This is a genomic window from Acidobacteriota bacterium, from assembly GCA_026393755.1.
In the GTDB taxonomy this organism is placed as follows: domain Bacteria; phylum Acidobacteriota; class Vicinamibacteria; order Vicinamibacterales; family JAKQTR01; genus JBAXOX01.
Genome location: JAPKZO010000038.1, coordinates 1 through 16592 on the forward strand (window position 1 = coordinate 1; position 16592 = coordinate 16592).

Sequence of the window (16592 nt, forward strand, 5' to 3'; positions counted from 1 at the left end):
GGCGCTCGTGATCGGTGCGGCGGCACTGCACGGGCCGGTGTGGGCGTTGCGCGCGATCGGGCGCACGGGAAGCACGGTCGGCCGGGCGACACTCGGCGGGCTGACGCGAGTGGCGCAGGACGCGGTACTCCTAGCGCTGGACACGGTGCTCGTGGCGCGGGACACGGTACTCGTGGCGCGGGACACGGTGCTCGTGGCGCGGGAGACGGTGCTCGTGGCGCAGGACACGGCGCCCGTGCCGCAGGACACGGTGCTCGTGGCGCAGGACACGGCGCCCGTGCCGCTCGTGATCGGTGCGGCGGCACTCCACGGGCCGGTGTGGGTGTTGCGCGCGATCGGGCGCACGGGCGGCACAGTCGGCAGGGCGACACTCGGCGGCCTGACACGAGTGGCGCGAGGGACGGTGCGCGCGGCGCGAGGGACGGTGCGTGCGGCGCGGGACACGGCGCGCGCGACGTACGGGATCGGCTCCGCGACATTTCTGGTTCGGCAGGCTCGGCACCCACTCGTCGGCGGGCAACTTGTGTTCGCCGCCTTGCTCGTGATCGCGGTGTGGCCCGGAATGTTGCTCGCCACCCCGCAGGGGCGTGGACTGCTTCAGCTCTGGATCGAGGATGTTGAGTCGGCTGCAGGGAAGCACCGTCTGGCGAAGGTTTCCAACGTCGTGGCGCCCCGCCCGACTGCGCTCCGTGTTCAGTCCGAGCCGACTGGAGCGCAGGTCTGGATCGATGGCGTGCTGAAGGGCGAAACCCCTCTGGCGCTCGATCACATCAAGCAAGGCATCCACACCGTCGTTCTCCGCCATGCCTCTGGATCGGTTCGCACGACGGTCCGCGTGGGACAGGGCGAGTCAGCCGATCTCCTGGTCCCCATCTACCCCGGGTGGCTCGCCGTCTTTGCGTCAGTCGAACTGCAGATTCTCGAGGGGGGCGCCGTCATCGGGACAACGGAAAGTGGGCGCTTCTTCGTCAGGCCGGGTTACCACACCGTGGAGCTCGTGAGCGCGCGGCTCGGGTTCCGGACCACACGCACGATCGAAGTGAAGCCCGGTGAGGTGGCGGCGTTGAACGTCGCACTGCCACCCGCGCCGCTCGAGATCGTCGCCCCGCAAGGCTCCGAGATCTGGGTCGACGGGCTGCTGATTGGCGCCGCTCCCCTTCAGCCCCAGTCCGTGGCCGTCGGCACACGTGATGTGATGATGCGGCACCCGGTGCTTGGTGAGCAGCGACAAACAACGACGGTCACGTACGGCACGCCGAATCGGGTCGTCTTTGCGTCGCCCAGTTGATGACTCCGCCAGGCAAGTTCCCCATGTGGCGCGGCCACACCCGCGCCGCGATGAAGCTGCTTTCGCTCCTGTTGCGCTATTGCGTCGCCGTTGTTACGCGTGTTTCTCCGTAGCCACGCCTGCAACTGTTTGCCGCCCCGCCGTCTCTACTTCCCGAGGATCCCCAGCACCACCGCCGACGGCTCGGCCTTGTCGTGATACACGCGCTCGGTCGCCTTCTTGAAATCCGAGGCCTTCGCGTTCGGAATATCGACGAAGGTCTGCGGATTCAGGTCGGCGAGCGGAAACCACGAGCTCTGCACCTGAACCATGATGCGGTGCCCGCGGCGGAACGTGTGCAGCACGTCGGGCATGTCCACGTTCACCGCCTCCACCTTGCCCGGCGTCATGGCTTCGGGCTTCTCCCAGCTGTTGCGGAACTTCGCGCGCATCGGTTCGCCGCGCACCAGCATCTGGTAGCCCGCCATCCGCTCCGTCGGTACCGCGACGTCCGTCGGACGCGCGGCAGACGCCTCGGGCTCGGGATAGTCGTCCGGGAAGACGTCGACGAGCTTGACGACGAAATCCGAGTCGGTGCCCGACGTCGAGACGCGAAGCTTCGCCGAGATGGGCCCGGCAATCGTCACGTCCTCATCGAGCGGCTCGGTCTGGTACACCAGGACATCCGGGCGCCGCGCAAAGGAGCGCTGGTCGGCGACCATGTACTCCTGCTCGGTGCGGCCCACGCTGGTGTACGGAATGAACGGCACCGGGTGCGCCGGGTCGCTCACGTACTCGTCGAACGACCCCTGCGCCTCGCCGGGCGGGTCGAACGACAGCTTCCCGTTGGGGTGGAAGTAGAGCTGCTTCGCCTGCACGTGCTTCGGCGGCCATTCGGCGAACTGCCGCCACACGTTGGTTCCGGTCTCGAACATGTAGGCCTCCGGCAGCCGCGCGTCGCCGTTGCCCTTCAGGTACTGCTCGAAGAACGGATAGATGATCTGCTCGCGCCAGAACTCGCCCGTGTTCGAGGCGAACGGCACGCGCCCCAGGCTGGCGCCAGGCCAGCGCGCCCACCCGCCGTGGACCCACGGGCCGACGACGAGCGCGTTGAAGATGCCTGGGCTCTGCTGTTCGATGGCGCGGTACGTCTTGAAAGGCCCGCTCAGATCTTCCGCGTCGAACCATCCCCCGACGGTCAGCACCGCGCACTTCACGCCGTGCATGTGGCGCGACAGGTTACGGGCCTGCCAGTACGCATCGTAGGTCGAATGATGCACCTGATCCTGGAAGAGCCAGTTGGGAGGCGCGAAGAGCGCATCGAGCTTTGACAGCGGCACGGCGTGATCGAGGAAGAACCGGTATCCGTCGGTTGTCCCGTAGTCGAACGGCGTGTTGGCCTTGGGCGGAAGCGTGGGCTCGCCGCCCGCACTCCTGCAGGGGGGCATGCTGCATGGCACCGGGTCGCGCGGCCGGAACGACGTATAGAACCCGAAGTTCGCGGCCAGCTGAAACGCGCCTCCGTGGTACCCATCGTCGGTGAAGAACAGGTCTGTCATCGGCGCTTCGGGCGAGGCGGCTCGGATGGCCGGATGCGAGTCGATGATGCTGGCGGCCGTGAAGAACCCCGGATACGAGATACCCCAGATCCCCACCTTGCCGTTGTTGTTCGGCACGTTCTTCAGCAGCCACTCCACCGTGTCGTACGTGTCGGTGCTCTCGTCCACGTCCTGGTTCCCGCCGGGGGCGTCAATGTGGGGACGCATCTCGACGAACGCGCCTTCCGACATGTACCGCCCGCGGACGTCCTGGAACACGAAGATGTACCCGGCGCGGTCGAACGACTCCGACGGCCCGAGCCGAGGCTTGTAGCTGTCCGCGCCGTACGGCCCGACCGTGTACGGCGTGCGCGTCATCAGGAAGGGATACGCCCTGGACGCGTCCTTCGGGACGTAGATGGACGTGAACAGGCGCTTGCCGTCGCGCATCGGGATGCGCGCTTCGTACTTGGTGTAGTGCGCGCGGACATCGAACCCCGGCGCCTGCTGGCTCTGTATGGCCACCGTCGAGGCGGCCATCAGGACGACCAGGGCGCCCACGTATCCACGTCGTATACCGTTCATAGTCTCTTCCCCCGCAAGTCCGGTTTGCCCGCACGCGGTTACTGAAATGGATCGATCTGACACTACGGCCGCCGAACCGGCGGTGTCATAGAGTATCCTGCATTCTTCGGCTTGCGACGCCGTAGATCACATTGGACACTCCCGCCGGGCGTGAAACCGGGTATACTTTCGAACGAACGTTCGAACGGGTGCCCCATGCCACGTAACAAGACACTGAGACAGCAACGGACCCCGAGCTTCGACGCCAAGCTGCTCACCCTCCTGAGCGTGGCGGCGCGGGTGTTTGCCGCAGAAGGCTACGACAAGACGTCCATGCGGCGGATCGCCGCGGAAGCCGGAATGAGCCTGGCCGGCATCTATCACTACTGCGCCAGCAAGCAGGAACTCCTCTACGACATCCAGTTCCACGCCTTCGACTCGTTGCTCCGCGGCCTCCGTGAATGCGCCGAGAACGTCGCCGACCCGCGCGAGCGCCTGAGGGCGGCGGTCGGCAGCCACGTCCGTCATTTCGGCGACAACATGGATGCGCTCAAGGTGTGCGCCCGCGAACTGCAGGCGCTCGAGGGCAAGGCTTACCGCGACGTCCACGGATTGCGCCGCGCCTACTTCGACGCCATGCACGACATCGTCAAGCAGCTTCGGCCGAGGACCAGGTCCCGCCGTCACTCCTGGCTCGCCACGGCCAACCTGTTCGGGATGATCAACTGGTTCTACCAATGGTACGACGCCGGGCAAGCCAGCGCGGGCCTCGACCAGCTTGCTGACCACCAGGTGGCGCTCTTTCTTGACGGGTACGCCGCTCCCACGCGCCGGGCCAAGCGAGGACACGCATGAGGTACGCCGAAACCGGTTTCAACCTGGAGGTGGACCTGACCCGCGGCAGTATCGAGCGGGTCGCCACCGACCCCCGCGACACCGGGTTTCTCCTCGGGGGCTTGGGCACCAACGCGCGGCTGATGTGGGACCGCGTGCCTCCCGAGGTTGAACCCTTCTCCGCCGAGAACCTGCTCGTGTTCGGCACGGGCCTGCTGGCAGGGACGCCGGCGCCCGGCTGCAATCGCACCATCGTCTCAGCTATCTCTCCGCAGACGAGGCTGTTCGCCTTCTCGATCATGGGCGGGTTCTGGGGACCTGAGTTGAAGCACGCGGGGTACGACAAGGTCGTCATCCGCGGCAAGTCCCCCGAGATGGTCTATCTCTGGATCAACGACGACAAGGTGGAACTCCGGGACGCAACGCACTTCCGGGGGCTCGGGACGCTGGAGACCGCGGAGCTCATCCGGCAGGAGCTGCACGAGCCGATGGCCCAGGTGGCCTCGATCGGCCTGGCCGGCGAGAACCGGGTCTTCTTCGCCTCCATCGAGCAGGGCCGGTCGAGCGCCAGCCGACAGGGCCTCGGTGCCGTCATGGGAGACAAGAACCTCAAGGCGATCGCCGTACGCGGCAGAAAGGATATCAACATCGCCAGGCCGGCGACGTTCATCAGACACTGCAATGACGCGCTGAAGTACATCGAAGTTCGCGACAGGAATCCGATCCCGGGCGTCATGCCGATCCTGGCCGGGCTCGGCTCGCCGCAGGAGATGCGCGAGAACGATGAGCAGTGGCACACCGAGAACTTCATGTGGGGCAATGCCCGCCACCGCCGCAAGGGGTTCTGGACCGACCAGGTTCACGAGAAGTGGACGAGCACCATGGAGACGATGAGGACGCGTCTGCTGAGCTGCCACAACTGTCCGCTGAAGTGCGGCGCGGCGATCTCGGTCGATACCCGGATCTGCTCGTACATGATGAAGTGCTTCTCGAAGCTCACGTACACCATGGCGGCGATGTCCGACCTGGACTTCGGCCTCAAGATCGCCCAGAAGGCGACCGAGCACGGCGTCGACGCCTTTTCGGCGCCGCAGACCTTGGCATTCGCCATCGAGCTCTACGAGGCCGGCATTCTGACCGACGCGGACTTCCCCGGATGGCCTGCCGATCCGGAGGGCCGGTTCTACTGGCTCCTTGACCACATCGTGCGCCGCGAGGGAATCGGAGACGTGCTGGCCGACGGCACGTACTGGGCTGCCGAGCGAATCGGCAAGGGCGCGCAGGCGTTCGCCCACAACAACATCAAGAAGCACGAGCAGCTGCCGCTCAAGCTGGGGATGCTCAATCCCATCTACTTCCTGATGTACTCGACCGGCGAGAAGATCAACATCACCCAGATCGAAGGGAACTTCCCCCAGACGCCCTTCCCGACGATGGAGGAGCGCGAGGCCTTCGTCAAGGATTGGGAGCACGTCCCCGACGAGCGGTTCAAGCAGTGGTTCCTCGACTGGGAGTTGCGCGGCGAGAAGTCGATTCCCCACTATCCGCCCGTCGATGCGACCTCCGAGATCGTGCACTGGCAGGAGATGATGCACTACATTGACGACAGCGTCGGGGTGTGCGCCGGGCTGTCATCGTTCCCGCTCAAGCCGCCGTACCATATCCACAACTGGCCGTCGATCATCTCGGCCGGGGCCGGCCTCGATCTGGACGAGGCTGGCCTCAAGCACGTGATCCGGCGGACCCGTACGCTGGTCCGGGCCATCAATATCAGCCGCGGCCTGCGCCGCACGGATGAGAAGCCGCCTGATGACCACTGGAAGCACCGGCTCCCTGAACTCGAGACGAAGCTTCTGGATGCCTACTACAAGTTCAAGGGCTGGACGAGCGACGGGATTCCGACGCGCGCGACGCTTCACGAGCTTGGCCTCGATGACGTCGCCGGCGAGTTTCTCCGGCGGGGGATCCTGAAGGAGGAGGACGAGGAGGACGCCGCGCCCACCACGGTACCGAGCCCCGCGAGCGCGGGAGGCACGCCATGAAACGCTCGAACGCCAGGACCGTCAAGACGATCACGATCGACATCGCCAAGTGCAACGGCTGCCGGGCGTGCGAGGTGATTTGCGCCGCGTTTCACGCGAAGCCGGTGTACAGCAGCACCAATCCCGCGAGGTCGCGCATCCGGGTGATCCGCGATCCGGTCGCGGACATCTACCTGCCAGTGTACGCCGGCGAGTACACCGCCGCCGAGTGCGCCGGCCGCGACAAGTACATCATCAACGACAGGGAATACGAGGAGTGCGCCTTCTGCCGGGCGTCGTGCCCGTCCCGTGACTTCTTCAAGGAGCCGGATTCGGACCTGCCGCTCAAGTGCGACATGTGCGAATCGGATCCGACCGTCACCGAGCCGCTGTGCGTGCAGTGGTGCCTCTCGCATGCCCTGGTCTACGAAGAGCGGGAAGTGGCCGTCGAGAAGCTGGCCGCGGTCGACGACGTCGACATCGGTCTGAAAGCGCTGGCCGACGTGCACGGCTGGCCGAAGGTGATGGACGCCGCCGGCCGCATGGGCGGGAACAAGTAGAAGCCGCCCCACCGGGTCGCCCGCGGCGGGCGCAATGAATTGCGCCCCTGCGGGACATCCCGATGGATTGCCGTGTAGGGGCGCGATTTATCGCGCCCGAACCAACGAGGTACGCAGTTTGGAGACCGTCGCCCCCTTTGCGGAGATCGTCGCGGCCGTCAGCCAGGCGGGCGGGCAGTCCAGCCGGCTGTGCTATCAGTGCGGCAAGTGTGACGTCGTCTGCCCGTGGAACCGGGTGCGGAACTTCAGCATCCGCAAGGTCGTCCGCGAGGCCAGCCTCGGCCTCTCCGAAATCGGCCTCGACGACATCTGGCGCTGCACGACGTGTGGCACCTGCCCGTCGCAGTGCCCTCGCGGAGTCGGGCAGATCGAGGTCAGCGTCGCCGTCCGTCGCGTCGCCACGAGCTACGGCGAATTCGCCGGCTCGGCGCGAAAGGTCCGCGCCGCCGGGGCGAGTCTCGCGAGCGTTGGCAATCCCCTGAGCCAGGACAGGAGCAGGCGTGACGCCTGGGCGAACGGCCTGGGCGTGAAGCCGTTTGCCGAAGGGATGGAACTGCTGTTCTTCGTCGGCTGCTATGGCAGCTTCGACCCGCGCGTGCGCAAGGTGTCGGTGGCCATCGCGAAGATCCTCCAGCGCGCCGGCGTGGACTTCGGGATTCTCGGCAACGACGAGAACTGCTGCGGCGAGAGCATCCGCAAGGCCGGCAACGAGGAGGTCTTCCGCGCGCTGGCGAAGGCGAACATCAAGGCCTTCATCGATCGCGGGGTGAAGCGCATCCTCGTCGCCTCGCCTCACTGCTATCACGCGTTCAAGCGTGACTACGCCGAGTTCATGGTGCACTTCGAGGTGGTCCACCTCTCCGAGCTCCTGGCGGAGTTAGTGGCCGATGGGCGGCTGAAGCTCGTCCGCCCGCTCGGCAGGAGGGTCACCTACCACGACCCGTGCTACCTCGGGCGCCACAACGGGATCTACGACCAGCCCCGCACCGTGCTCGGCAAGGTGCCCGACCTCGAACTGGTCGAGATGCCAGACCACCATCAAAACAGCCTGTGCTGCGGTGGCGGCGGCGGCAGGATCTGGATGGACACGCCCAAGGGCGAGCGGTTCGCCGACCTGAGAATCGCCCAGGCGAGAAGTACCGGCGCCAGCATACTGGTCACCTCCTGTCCTTACTGCATCAGCAACTTCGAAGACAGCCGCCTGGGCATCGCGGGTGGCGACGCGCTGGAGATCAAAGACCTCGCCGAGGTCGTCGCCGATTCGCTCGACGGAGTCGAGGCGTCATGACAGCCGCGGCCAACGGCTTCGGCGACGTGATGGTCCTGGGCGCCGGGATCAGCGGCATCCAGGCCGCGCTCGATCTCGCCACGGCGGGCTACCGAGTGTTTCTGGTCGAGAAGGCGCCGACCGTCGGCGGCAAGATGGCGCAGTTCGACAAGACCTTCCCGACCAACGACTGCTCGATGTGCATCGAGTCGCCGAAGTTCATCGAGTGCGATCGGCATCCCAACATCGAGATCCTGACTCACACCGAGGTAAAGCACGTCGCCGGCGAGGCGGGCAGCTTCACGGTCACGCTCACCAGGAAGCCGCGCTACGTCAACGAGGACCTGTGCACCGGCTGCACTACCTGCAACGAGTACTGCCCGATCCCGATCCCCGATCCGTTCAACCAGGAGATGTCCGCCACCAAGGCGATCCACATCTACTTCGCCCAGGCCGTGCCGCTCGTGCCCTACATCGACGAGCGCTGCCGCTACCTCGACGATGGCAAGTGCACGATCTGCGAGAGCGTCTGCAAGAACCACGCGATCGACCTCCACCAGCAGCCCAGAGAAGAGGTCATCAAGGTGGGGGCGATCGTTCTCAGTCCGGGCTACGGCGCCTTCGATCCGCGGCCGCGCGGCGACTACGGATACGGGACAATTCAGAACGTCGTGACCAGCCTCGACTTCGAGCGGCTGCTGTGCGCCACGGGACCGCACGAGGGCGAGATCCTGCGGCCGTCCGACAAGAAGCACCCGCACAAGATCGCCTGGATCCACTGTGTCGGCTCGCGCCAGGTGCAGGCGGGCGGCCACAGCTACTGCTCGGCGGTGTGCTGCACCTACGTGCAGAAACAGGTCATCCTGGCCAAGGATCACGATGCGGACGCCGAGGCGGTGATCTTCCACAACGACATCCGCTCCTACGGGAAGGACTTCGAGCGCTTCTACGAGCGGGCGAAGAACCTTCCCGGCGTGCGCTTCGAGCGCAGCTACGTCTCGATCGGCCGCGAGATCCCCGAGACGAACAACGTCACCATCCGCTACTCCAGCGGCGGAACGGTAAAGGAGGAAGAGTTCGACCTGGTCGTGCTCGGCATCGGCCTCGAGCCGCCTGCCGACGCGAAGCTGCTCGCGCAGCAGTTCGGCGTCGAGTTGAACGCGCACGGCTTCTGCAAGACCGATCCCGGCAATCCCATCGCGACCACCAGGCCCGGCGTCTTCGTCTCCGGGGCCTTCACGGGCCCGATGGACATCCCCGAGGCGGTCGTGACCGCCAGCGGCGCCGGCGCCATGTCGAGCGCGCTCCTCCACTCGCGCCGCGGCAAGCTGGCGCGCGACCGCGTCTACCCGGTGGAGCGCGACGTCTCGGAAGAAGAGGTCAGGGTGGGCGTCTTCGCCTGCCACTGCGGCGCCAACATCGGACGCGTCGTCAACGTGCCGTCGCTGGTTGAGTACGCCAGGGGGCTCGACCACGTGGCTCACGCCGAAGAGGGCCTGTTCGTCTGCTCCACCGACGCGGCGGCCAGGATCTCGACGACCATCCGGGAGAAGGGGCTGAATCGCGTGGTGGTCGCGGCCTGCACGCCGCGCACGCACGAGCCGCTGTTCCGCGACACGCTGCGCGAGGGCGGGATCAACCAGTATTTCTTCGACATGGCCAACATCCGGGAGCACTGCTCCTGGGTGCACTCCAAGGAGAAGGAAGAGGCCACCCGGAAGGCCAAGGACATCGTCCGCATGTCCGTGGCGCGCGCCGTCCAGCTGGAGCCCCTGCAGGAATCACAGCTCCCGGTCACCCACGTCGCACTTGTGGTCGGCGGGGGCGTCGCCGGGATGACGTGCGCGCTGAGCCTCGCCGACCAGGGCTTCGAGGTCGAGCTGGTGGAGAAGAACACGGAACTCGGCGGGATGGCGCGGAGGATCCGGACGACTCTCGAAGGGCTCGACGTGCAAGCGTACGTGCGCGACCTGGTGCGCAAGGTCTATCGGCATCCGCTCGTTCACGTGTCGCACGCCGCGACCATCAACGACACCTCGGGCTACGTCGGCAACTTCGTCACCACGGTGAGCTCCGAGGGGCGGACCAGGACCATCCGCCACGGCGTCATCATCCTCGCCACCGGGGCCGACGAGTACCGGCCGACCGAGCACCTCTACGGACAAGACCTCCGCGTGCTGACACAGCTCGAGCTGGAGGAGCGCCTCGCCAGCGGGAATCTCGACGGCGCCCGCGCCGTGGCCATGATCCAGTGTGTCGGTTGCCGGACCGAAGACCGCAACTACTGCGCCCGCGTGTGCTGCAGTCAGGCTGTCAAGAACGCGCTCCGCCTGAAGCAGTTGCGGCCAGACCTCGAGATCTACATCCTCTTCCGCGACATGCGCACGTACGGACTGATGGAGGACAGCTACCGCGAGGCGGCTGACAACGGCGTGCGGTTCGTGCGCTTCGAGCCGGCGGACGGCCCTGTGGTCGAGCCCGCCGAAGACGAGGAGGGGCGATCTGTTCTGCGGGTCACTGTTCCCGATCCGATCCTCGGCCAGAAGCTGGCTCTCGACGTGGACCTGGTCGTGCTGTCGGCGGCGGTCGTGCCGTCGGCCGGCAGCCATGATGCCGCGCGCCTGTTCAAGGTCGCGATGAATCCCGATGGCTTCTTCCAGGAGGCGCACGTCAAGCTGCGTCCGGTCGACGCCGCGGGCGACGGCGTGTTCATCTGCGGTGCGGCGCACTACCCCAAGCACCTGTCGGAAACCATTGCGCAGGCGCTCGGCGCGGCCGGTCGGGCCGGGTGTGTCCTGTCGCAGGACTCGGTCACCGCGTCAGGCGCCATCTGCAATGTCGAGGAGCATGAGTGCGTCGCCTGCGGGGCCTGCATCGCGGCCTGCCGCTACGGCGCCATCAGTTGGAACGAGACTCTCGAGGGCAACAAGGCCGTGGTGAACCCTGCCCTGTGCAAGGGCGATGGGCTGTGCTGCTCCAAGTGCCCGACCGACGCCATCGTGCTCCAGCACTTCACCAACGAGGCGATTGAGCACCAGATCGATGCGGCGTTGTCAGAGGAGTGGAGCTCATGACCCGGACTGACGCCGTGCAGACCAGAAGAAGGGCGGGCGCATCGGCGGACGAGCCGTACGGAGCAGTCCGCGCTCGATGGCCGGAACCCGACAAGCGTGCGGAGGGTTCCCCGGCGCCGCGCGTAGCGGTCAAGCGGGCGCGGGTAGCGCAAGCCGGCGGGGAGATCCGGAACCCGAGGCAAAGCGAGGAGGGTTCCCGGACTGCGGAGTCCGGCTCGGGAGCGGATGCGCCGGCTCCCCCGACGACTCCGAATCGTGGACTCTCGTGTAGGAGGATCGATGGCGAGCTTCGAGCATAAGCCGAGGATCATCGCGTTCCTCTGCCACTGGTGAGCGTACTCGGCATCAGACCTGTCTGGCGTGTCCAGACAAAGCTACGCTCCCGAGGTCCGCATCATCCGCGTGATGTGCACGGGCAGGGTCGATCTGTCCCACATCATCCGCGCGTACGCCAGAGGCGCGGACGGGGTGATCATCGGGGGCTGCTGGCCTGGCGAGTGCCACTATGTGACCGAGGGCAACTACGACGCCTTGTGCAACGTGCACCTGGGCAAGAAGCTGCTCGCCGGCATTGGCCTCGAGCCCGAGCGGCTCAGGATCGAATGGATCGCGGCGTCAGAGGGTGCCCGCTTCGCCGAAATCATGACCGACTTCTCGCGGCAAATGAGAGAGGTTGGACCTCTGGGACGCGCCGCGGGCATCGACCGGGCGGCCATGACGCTCAGGCTGGACGCCGTGACGAAGCTCATCCCGTACATCAAGCTTGTACAGCGGGAAAAGCTGCTCCCTCCGACGCGCAACGAAGACGAGATCAATGCGTTCTTCGCCAGTGACGAAGCCGCGATGGTGTTTGACGGGCTGATTGCCGACAAGCTGCTGCCCGGCCCCGCGTTTACGCAGCCCCTCGCGTCGCCCTGCCAATTGGCCTGTCCGATTGGCACGCAGGCGTGGCGTTACGTCGCGCACATCGAGCGCGGGGAGTACGAGCAGGCCTATGTGGCCATCCGCGAGGCGAATCCTTTTCCCTCGGTCTGCGCGCGCGTCTGCGATCACCGATGCGAGAAGAGCTGCCGGCTCGCGGTTGCGGGAGAAGCGCCCGTCGCGATTCGCACGCTCAAGCGGTTCATCACGGATAACACGGACCCCAGTGTGTACAAACCAGTTCGCGCGGAAGTTGCGAAGGCGGAAAAGGTGGCCATCGTCGGCGCCGGCCCCGCGGGGCTCACGGCCGCGCACCTCTTGTCGCTGCGCGGCTACAAGGTCACGGTCTTCGACGCGAGCGACAAGCCGGGAGGCATGCTGCGACTTGGCATCCCGGCGTACCGATTGCCGCGGGAAGTGATCGACCGGGAAATCGCGGCCCTGCTGGATGACAACATCACCCTGAAGATGGGCGTGTCGCTTGGTCCGTCAGGACCAAGTGCTGAGCGAGCGTCTTCAGCGAATCGCCTCGAAGGAGAGCGCGCCCAGACTGGCGAGTCGAAGCACTCGGCCAACCAAGTCACGATCGACTCGCTGTTCAACGACGGTTTCGACGCGGTGTTCCTCGCGCTCGGGTCGATGAAGAGCCTGCCGTTGCGCGTCGATGGGGAGCAGGCGCGCGGCGTCTATCCTTCGCTTCAATTCCTGAGCGAGTTCAACCTGCGGGGCGTGAGTCTGGCGAAGGGCAAAGTGGGTGTGATTGGCGGAGGCAACTCGGCGATCGACGCCGCCCGCATCGCGCTGCGACAGGAGGGCGTGGAGCAGGTCACGATCATCTATCGACGGACCCGGGAGGAGATGCCGGCGTTTTCGGACGAGATCGACGCCGCCATCGACGAAGGCGCCATCCTCAAGTGCCTGCTGTCGCCGGTGAGCGTTCAGACCGACGGTGGATCCATCGTCGGCCTGACGTGCGTGAAGAATGAGCTCGGCCCGTGCGACAGCAGCGGACGCCGGCGGCCGGTGCCCATCGCCGGTTCAGAGCACGTGCTGCCGCTCGACACGCTGATCGTGGCCGTGGGCGAGAAACCCGAGGTCGAGCGCATCCGCTCGGCGACGTCCGAGGGAGTCGACATCAAGACGACTGATTGGGGGTCGATTGCGGCCGACGCGCGCACGCTGGCGACCAGCCGCAAGGGATTGTTTGCGGGTGGAGACGTCGTGACGGGCCCCAACACCGTCATCGACGCGATCGCCGCCGGTAAGAAGGCCGCCGTGATGATCGATCGCTACCTGTCGGGTGAGGAGCAACGGCAACCCGGCGACGCTGCCCGCTCGGGCCGGTACGTCGATCCTGCGCCAGCGAGACAGGGCTCGGTCGGCGCCGGGCGCGCTGAACGCCTCGCCATACCTCATGTGCTCGCCGACGAGCGACGAGCCAGCTTTGCCGAAGTGGAACAGGTCGTCACCGAAGCGATCGCCCGCCGCGAGGCCGCTCGTTGCCTGCGCTGCGACCTGGACTTCGACGGAGTCGTTTCGTCCGCGGCCGCCAGTGACAGTGGCGGGCGGCGCAACGCGGCGCTGAACTAGAATGACGGCACATTGCATGGGCGTGACGTGCCAGGCATGCGGCCTGGCGCCTGTCGCATCGAAGTGGGGTGCCCGATGAACCTGAAGCGAATCGCACTCATCCTCGTGTTGGCGTGGACCGGCCTGCCGGCCGCCGCGCAGCAGCCTGCGCCCGCGACGGCGCCCACCCGAACACAGGCGGCGCTCGAGGACGTCATCAATGCGCTGCCCATGCGCAACATCGGACCATTTCGGACCGGCGCCTGGGTCACGGCGATCGACGTCCCCACGCGGCCCGCGCACGAACATCTCTACACGATCTACGCCGCCAGCCGCAGCGGCGGCGTGTGGAAGACGGTCAACGGGGGCATCACGTGGAACAACATCACTGACAGCGTCGGCCTCGAGGCTACCGGCGCGGTCGCGCTCGCGCCATCCGACCCGAACACGGTCTGGGTCGGCGGCGGCGACCAGGCCAACGCCCGCAGCTCGATCTCGGGCAAGGGCGTGTTCAAGTCCACCGACGCCGGCAAGACCTGGCAGTCAATGGGGCTCCCCGATTCGCATCACATCGCGCGCATCGTCATTCACCCAACCAACCCGGCCATCGTCTATGTCGCAGCCCTCGGCCATCTCTTCTCGACGAACGCCGAGCGCGGCGTCTTCCGGACGTTGGACGGCGGGAAGACATGGCAGAAGGTGCTCTACATTGACGATGGCGTCGGCGCCGTCGACCTGGTCGTCAACCGCAAGAAGCCGACGCAGCTCTTCGCGGCGATGTACGACAAAGACCGGAAGCCGTGGTACATCATCGAAAGCGGGCCGAAAAGCGGCCTCTATCGCACTGATGACGCCGGCGACACATGGACGCCACTCGGTGGCGGGCTTCCGACTGGCAAGATCGGGCGCATCGGCATCGACATCTATCAGAAGAACCCGCTGATTCTGTACGCGCTGGTCGAGAACCAGAATCCTCGGACCGCCCCGCCGCCGGCTCGCGGGGGCCGCGCGGGCGCGGCTGGATTCGGAGCCGCAGCCACGGCAGGTGCGGGCGCGAACGGCGGAACCGGACAAGTAACCGCCCTCGCGCCATTAGCGCAGGGCATCATCGGCAACGAGTTGTACCGCACCGATGACGGCGGCAAGACGTGGCACAAGACGTCTGACGTCAACGTCGCCGGTGGCAAAGCCCCCTACTCGTTCAATCAGATCAAGATCAATCCGCACAACGACCAGGTCGTCATCGTCACCAGCGACAGCATGTACGTCACCCGCGACGGCGGCCGGACGTGGACCGGGGAGCGGTTCTTCGGACGCGCGTTTGGCGACTTCCGGTGCATGTGGTGGGACGAACAGGACGAGCAGCGCATCATTCTCGGCAGCGACGGCGGCGTGCAGTTGTCAAACGACGGCGGCCGGACCAGCGACTACGCACCCAACCTGCTGGTTGGCGAGGTCTACGCGGTTGGCGTGGACATGGACGATCCGTACAACGTGTACGGAGGCTTGCAGGATCACGATTCGTGGAAGGGTCCGAGCAACGGCAGGATGGGAAGCATCTCGCTCGACGACTGGGTCACCGTCGGCCCCGGCGACGGCATGTACAACATCGTCGATCCGACCGACAGCCGCTGGGTCTACAACACGCGCGAACTGAACGCGATGGGCCGGATGGACCAGAAGACCGGCATCCGCACCAACATCAGTCCGGGTCGAGCGGGCTCGGGCACTCCGCCGCTGCGTTATAACTGGATCGCGCCGATCGCGATGTCGCCGTTTAACCCGCGCGTCATCTATGCCGGCTCGCAGTTTCTGCACCGCTCGCTCGACCGCGGCGATCACTGGGAGACGATCAGCCCCGATCTGACAACCAACGATCCCACGAAGATCAGCAACAACGTCCCGTTCTGCACGCTCACGTCGATTTCCGAGTCGCCGATTGCGGCCGGCCTCATCTGGGTCGGGACCGACGACGGCAGGGTACACGTCACGAGGAACCACGGCGGGACGTGGGCGGATCTGACGCCGGCGCTGACCGCCGCCGGCGCGCCAGCCGATCGCTGGGTCAGCCGCGTTCTTGCATCACCGCACGACGCGGGCACGGCGTTTGTCGCGAAGAACGGCTTCCGCAATGACGACTTCATGCCGTACCTCTACAAGACGACCGACTATGGACACACCTGGACGGCGATTTCGGCCAATCTCCCCACCGGCGCCGTGAACGTCATCGTCCAGGATCGCAAGAACAGGAACCTGCTGTTCGTCGGCACCGACATCGGCGTGTTCGTCTCGATAGACGGCGCGGCCACCTGGATTAGGTTCACGTCGAACCTGCCGACGGTCGCGGTGCACGACCTGCTCATTCATCCGCGCGAACACGACCTCGTGCTGGGCACCTACGGCCGCGGATTCTGGACGGGAGACATCTCGCCGCTGCAGGATCTGACGCCGGCCACACTCGCGCAAAGCGTGCATCTGTTCGACATCGAGCCCAGGGCACACTACGGCTTTGGCAGCCAGGGCATGAACTATCGCCTCTTCGGCGACCGGTACATCGAAGTGCCGAACGAGCCCGACGCGATGACGATCAACTTCTGGGCGAAAGAAGCGTCAACCGCGCCGGCCACGATCACGATCACAGACATCTCGGGCAGGCTGGTCGCACAGCTCCCGCCGACTCCGGTGCGTGCCGGCCTCAATCGCTTGCGGTGGGGCATGAATGAGACGGCGGCGGCGCCCGCCGGTGGCGCACCCGGTCGAGGAGCTCGCGCGGGCGGCGGTGGCGGTCGTGGTGGTGGCGGCGCTCTTGTGCCGCCGGGCGACTACCTCGTCACGCTCGAGATCGGGGCCGACAAGCAGACGACAATCGGCAAGGTGCGGGAACGAATCTGGCCGGAATCACGATAGCCAGGTGGGACGGTCCCTCTCCGCAGACTGGATGCGCGCCAATGCGCGAAGAAGGCATAACATGCCACCG

The 16592-nt window shown here is 66.2% G+C and carries 9 protein-coding genes and 1 pseudogene; 9 read left to right on the plus strand and 1 reads right to left on the minus strand.

Annotated elements, in window-relative coordinates:
- A partial coding sequence (locus NTV05_16135) for a PEGA domain-containing protein (GenBank protein ID MCX6545927.1) occupies positions 1 to 1288 on the plus strand: 1288 nt, incomplete at its 5' end.
- A gap of 146 nt (positions 1289 to 1434) precedes the next feature.
- Here the strand turns inward: NTV05_16135 and NTV05_16140 are convergent.
- Positions 1435 to 3345, minus strand: a complete 1911-nt coding sequence (locus tag NTV05_16140; GenBank protein MCX6545928.1) for a CocE/NonD family hydrolase — start codon at positions 3343 to 3345, stop codon at positions 1435 to 1437.
- Positions 3346 to 3585: 240 nt separating this feature from the next.
- Between NTV05_16140 and NTV05_16145 the strand changes: the two genes are divergently transcribed.
- The 8 genes and pseudogenes from NTV05_16145 (at position 3586) to NTV05_16180 (ending at position 16522) form a co-directional block, all read left to right on the plus strand.
- Complete coding sequence (locus NTV05_16145; GenBank protein ID MCX6545929.1) at positions 3586 to 4224, plus strand: TetR/AcrR family transcriptional regulator; 639 nt, start codon at positions 3586 to 3588, stop codon at positions 4222 to 4224.
- The gene (locus NTV05_16150) at positions 4221 to 6245 is read left to right on the plus strand and encodes an aldehyde dehydrogenase (protein ID MCX6545930.1); all 2025 of its coding nucleotides are present in this window, start codon (positions 4221 to 4223) and stop codon (positions 6243 to 6245) included. The genes NTV05_16145 and NTV05_16150 overlap by 4 nt, the downstream gene beginning before the upstream one ends.
- Complete coding sequence (locus NTV05_16155; protein ID MCX6545931.1) at positions 6242 to 6784, plus strand: (4Fe-4S)-binding protein; 543 nt, start codon at positions 6242 to 6244, stop codon at positions 6782 to 6784. Before NTV05_16150 ends, NTV05_16155 begins: the two co-directional genes overlap by 4 nt.
- 118 nt (positions 6785 to 6902) lie before the next feature.
- Complete coding sequence (locus NTV05_16160; GenBank protein ID MCX6545932.1) at positions 6903 to 8072, plus strand: (Fe-S)-binding protein; 1170 nt, start codon at positions 6903 to 6905, stop codon at positions 8070 to 8072.
- Positions 8069 to 11125 (plus strand): CoB--CoM heterodisulfide reductase iron-sulfur subunit A family protein, encoded by a 3057-nt coding sequence (locus NTV05_16165; protein ID MCX6545933.1) that lies wholly within the window; start codon positions 8069 to 8071, stop codon positions 11123 to 11125. Before NTV05_16160 ends, NTV05_16165 begins: the two co-directional genes overlap by 4 nt.
- A 348-nt stretch (positions 11126 to 11473) precedes the next feature.
- Positions 11474 to 11791, plus strand: a pseudogene (locus tag NTV05_16170) (hydrogenase iron-sulfur subunit).
- A 177-nt stretch (positions 11792 to 11968) separates the two neighbouring features.
- A complete protein-coding gene (locus NTV05_16175) occupies positions 11969 to 13636 on the plus strand; it encodes an FAD-dependent oxidoreductase (GenBank protein MCX6545934.1) in 1668 nt (555 codons plus the stop codon).
- Between the two features lie 75 nt (positions 13637 to 13711).
- Entirely contained in the window at positions 13712 to 16522 is a 2811-nt protein-coding gene (locus NTV05_16180; GenBank protein ID MCX6545935.1) for a hypothetical protein, read from the plus strand.
- The last annotated feature ends 70 nt before the right edge of the window (positions 16523 to 16592 follow it).

What these genes read in the sequence shown, in the direction of transcription:
- NTV05_16145 (MCX6545929.1), top strand. Translation starts at nt 3,586, where the DNA reads ATGCCACGTAACAAGACACTGAGACAGCAACGGACCCCGAGCTTCGAC.
- NTV05_16165 (MCX6545933.1), top strand. Translation starts at nt 8,069, where the DNA reads ATGACAGCCGCGGCCAACGGCTTCGGCGACGTGATGGTCCTGGGCGCC.
- NTV05_16175 (MCX6545934.1), top strand. Translation starts at nt 11,969, where the DNA reads ATGGTGTTTGACGGGCTGATTGCCGACAAGCTGCTGCCCGGCCCCGCG.
- NTV05_16180 (MCX6545935.1), top strand. Translation starts at nt 13,712, where the DNA reads ATGAACCTGAAGCGAATCGCACTCATCCTCGTGTTGGCGTGGACCGGC.
- NTV05_16140 (MCX6545928.1), bottom strand. Translation starts at nt 3,345, where the DNA reads ATGGCCGCCTCGACGGTGGCCATACAGAGCCAGCAGGCGCCGGGGTTC.
- NTV05_16150 (MCX6545930.1), top strand. Translation starts at nt 4,221, where the DNA reads ATGAGGTACGCCGAAACCGGTTTCAACCTGGAGGTGGACCTGACCCGC.
- NTV05_16155 (MCX6545931.1), top strand. Translation starts at nt 6,242, where the DNA reads ATGAAACGCTCGAACGCCAGGACCGTCAAGACGATCACGATCGACATC.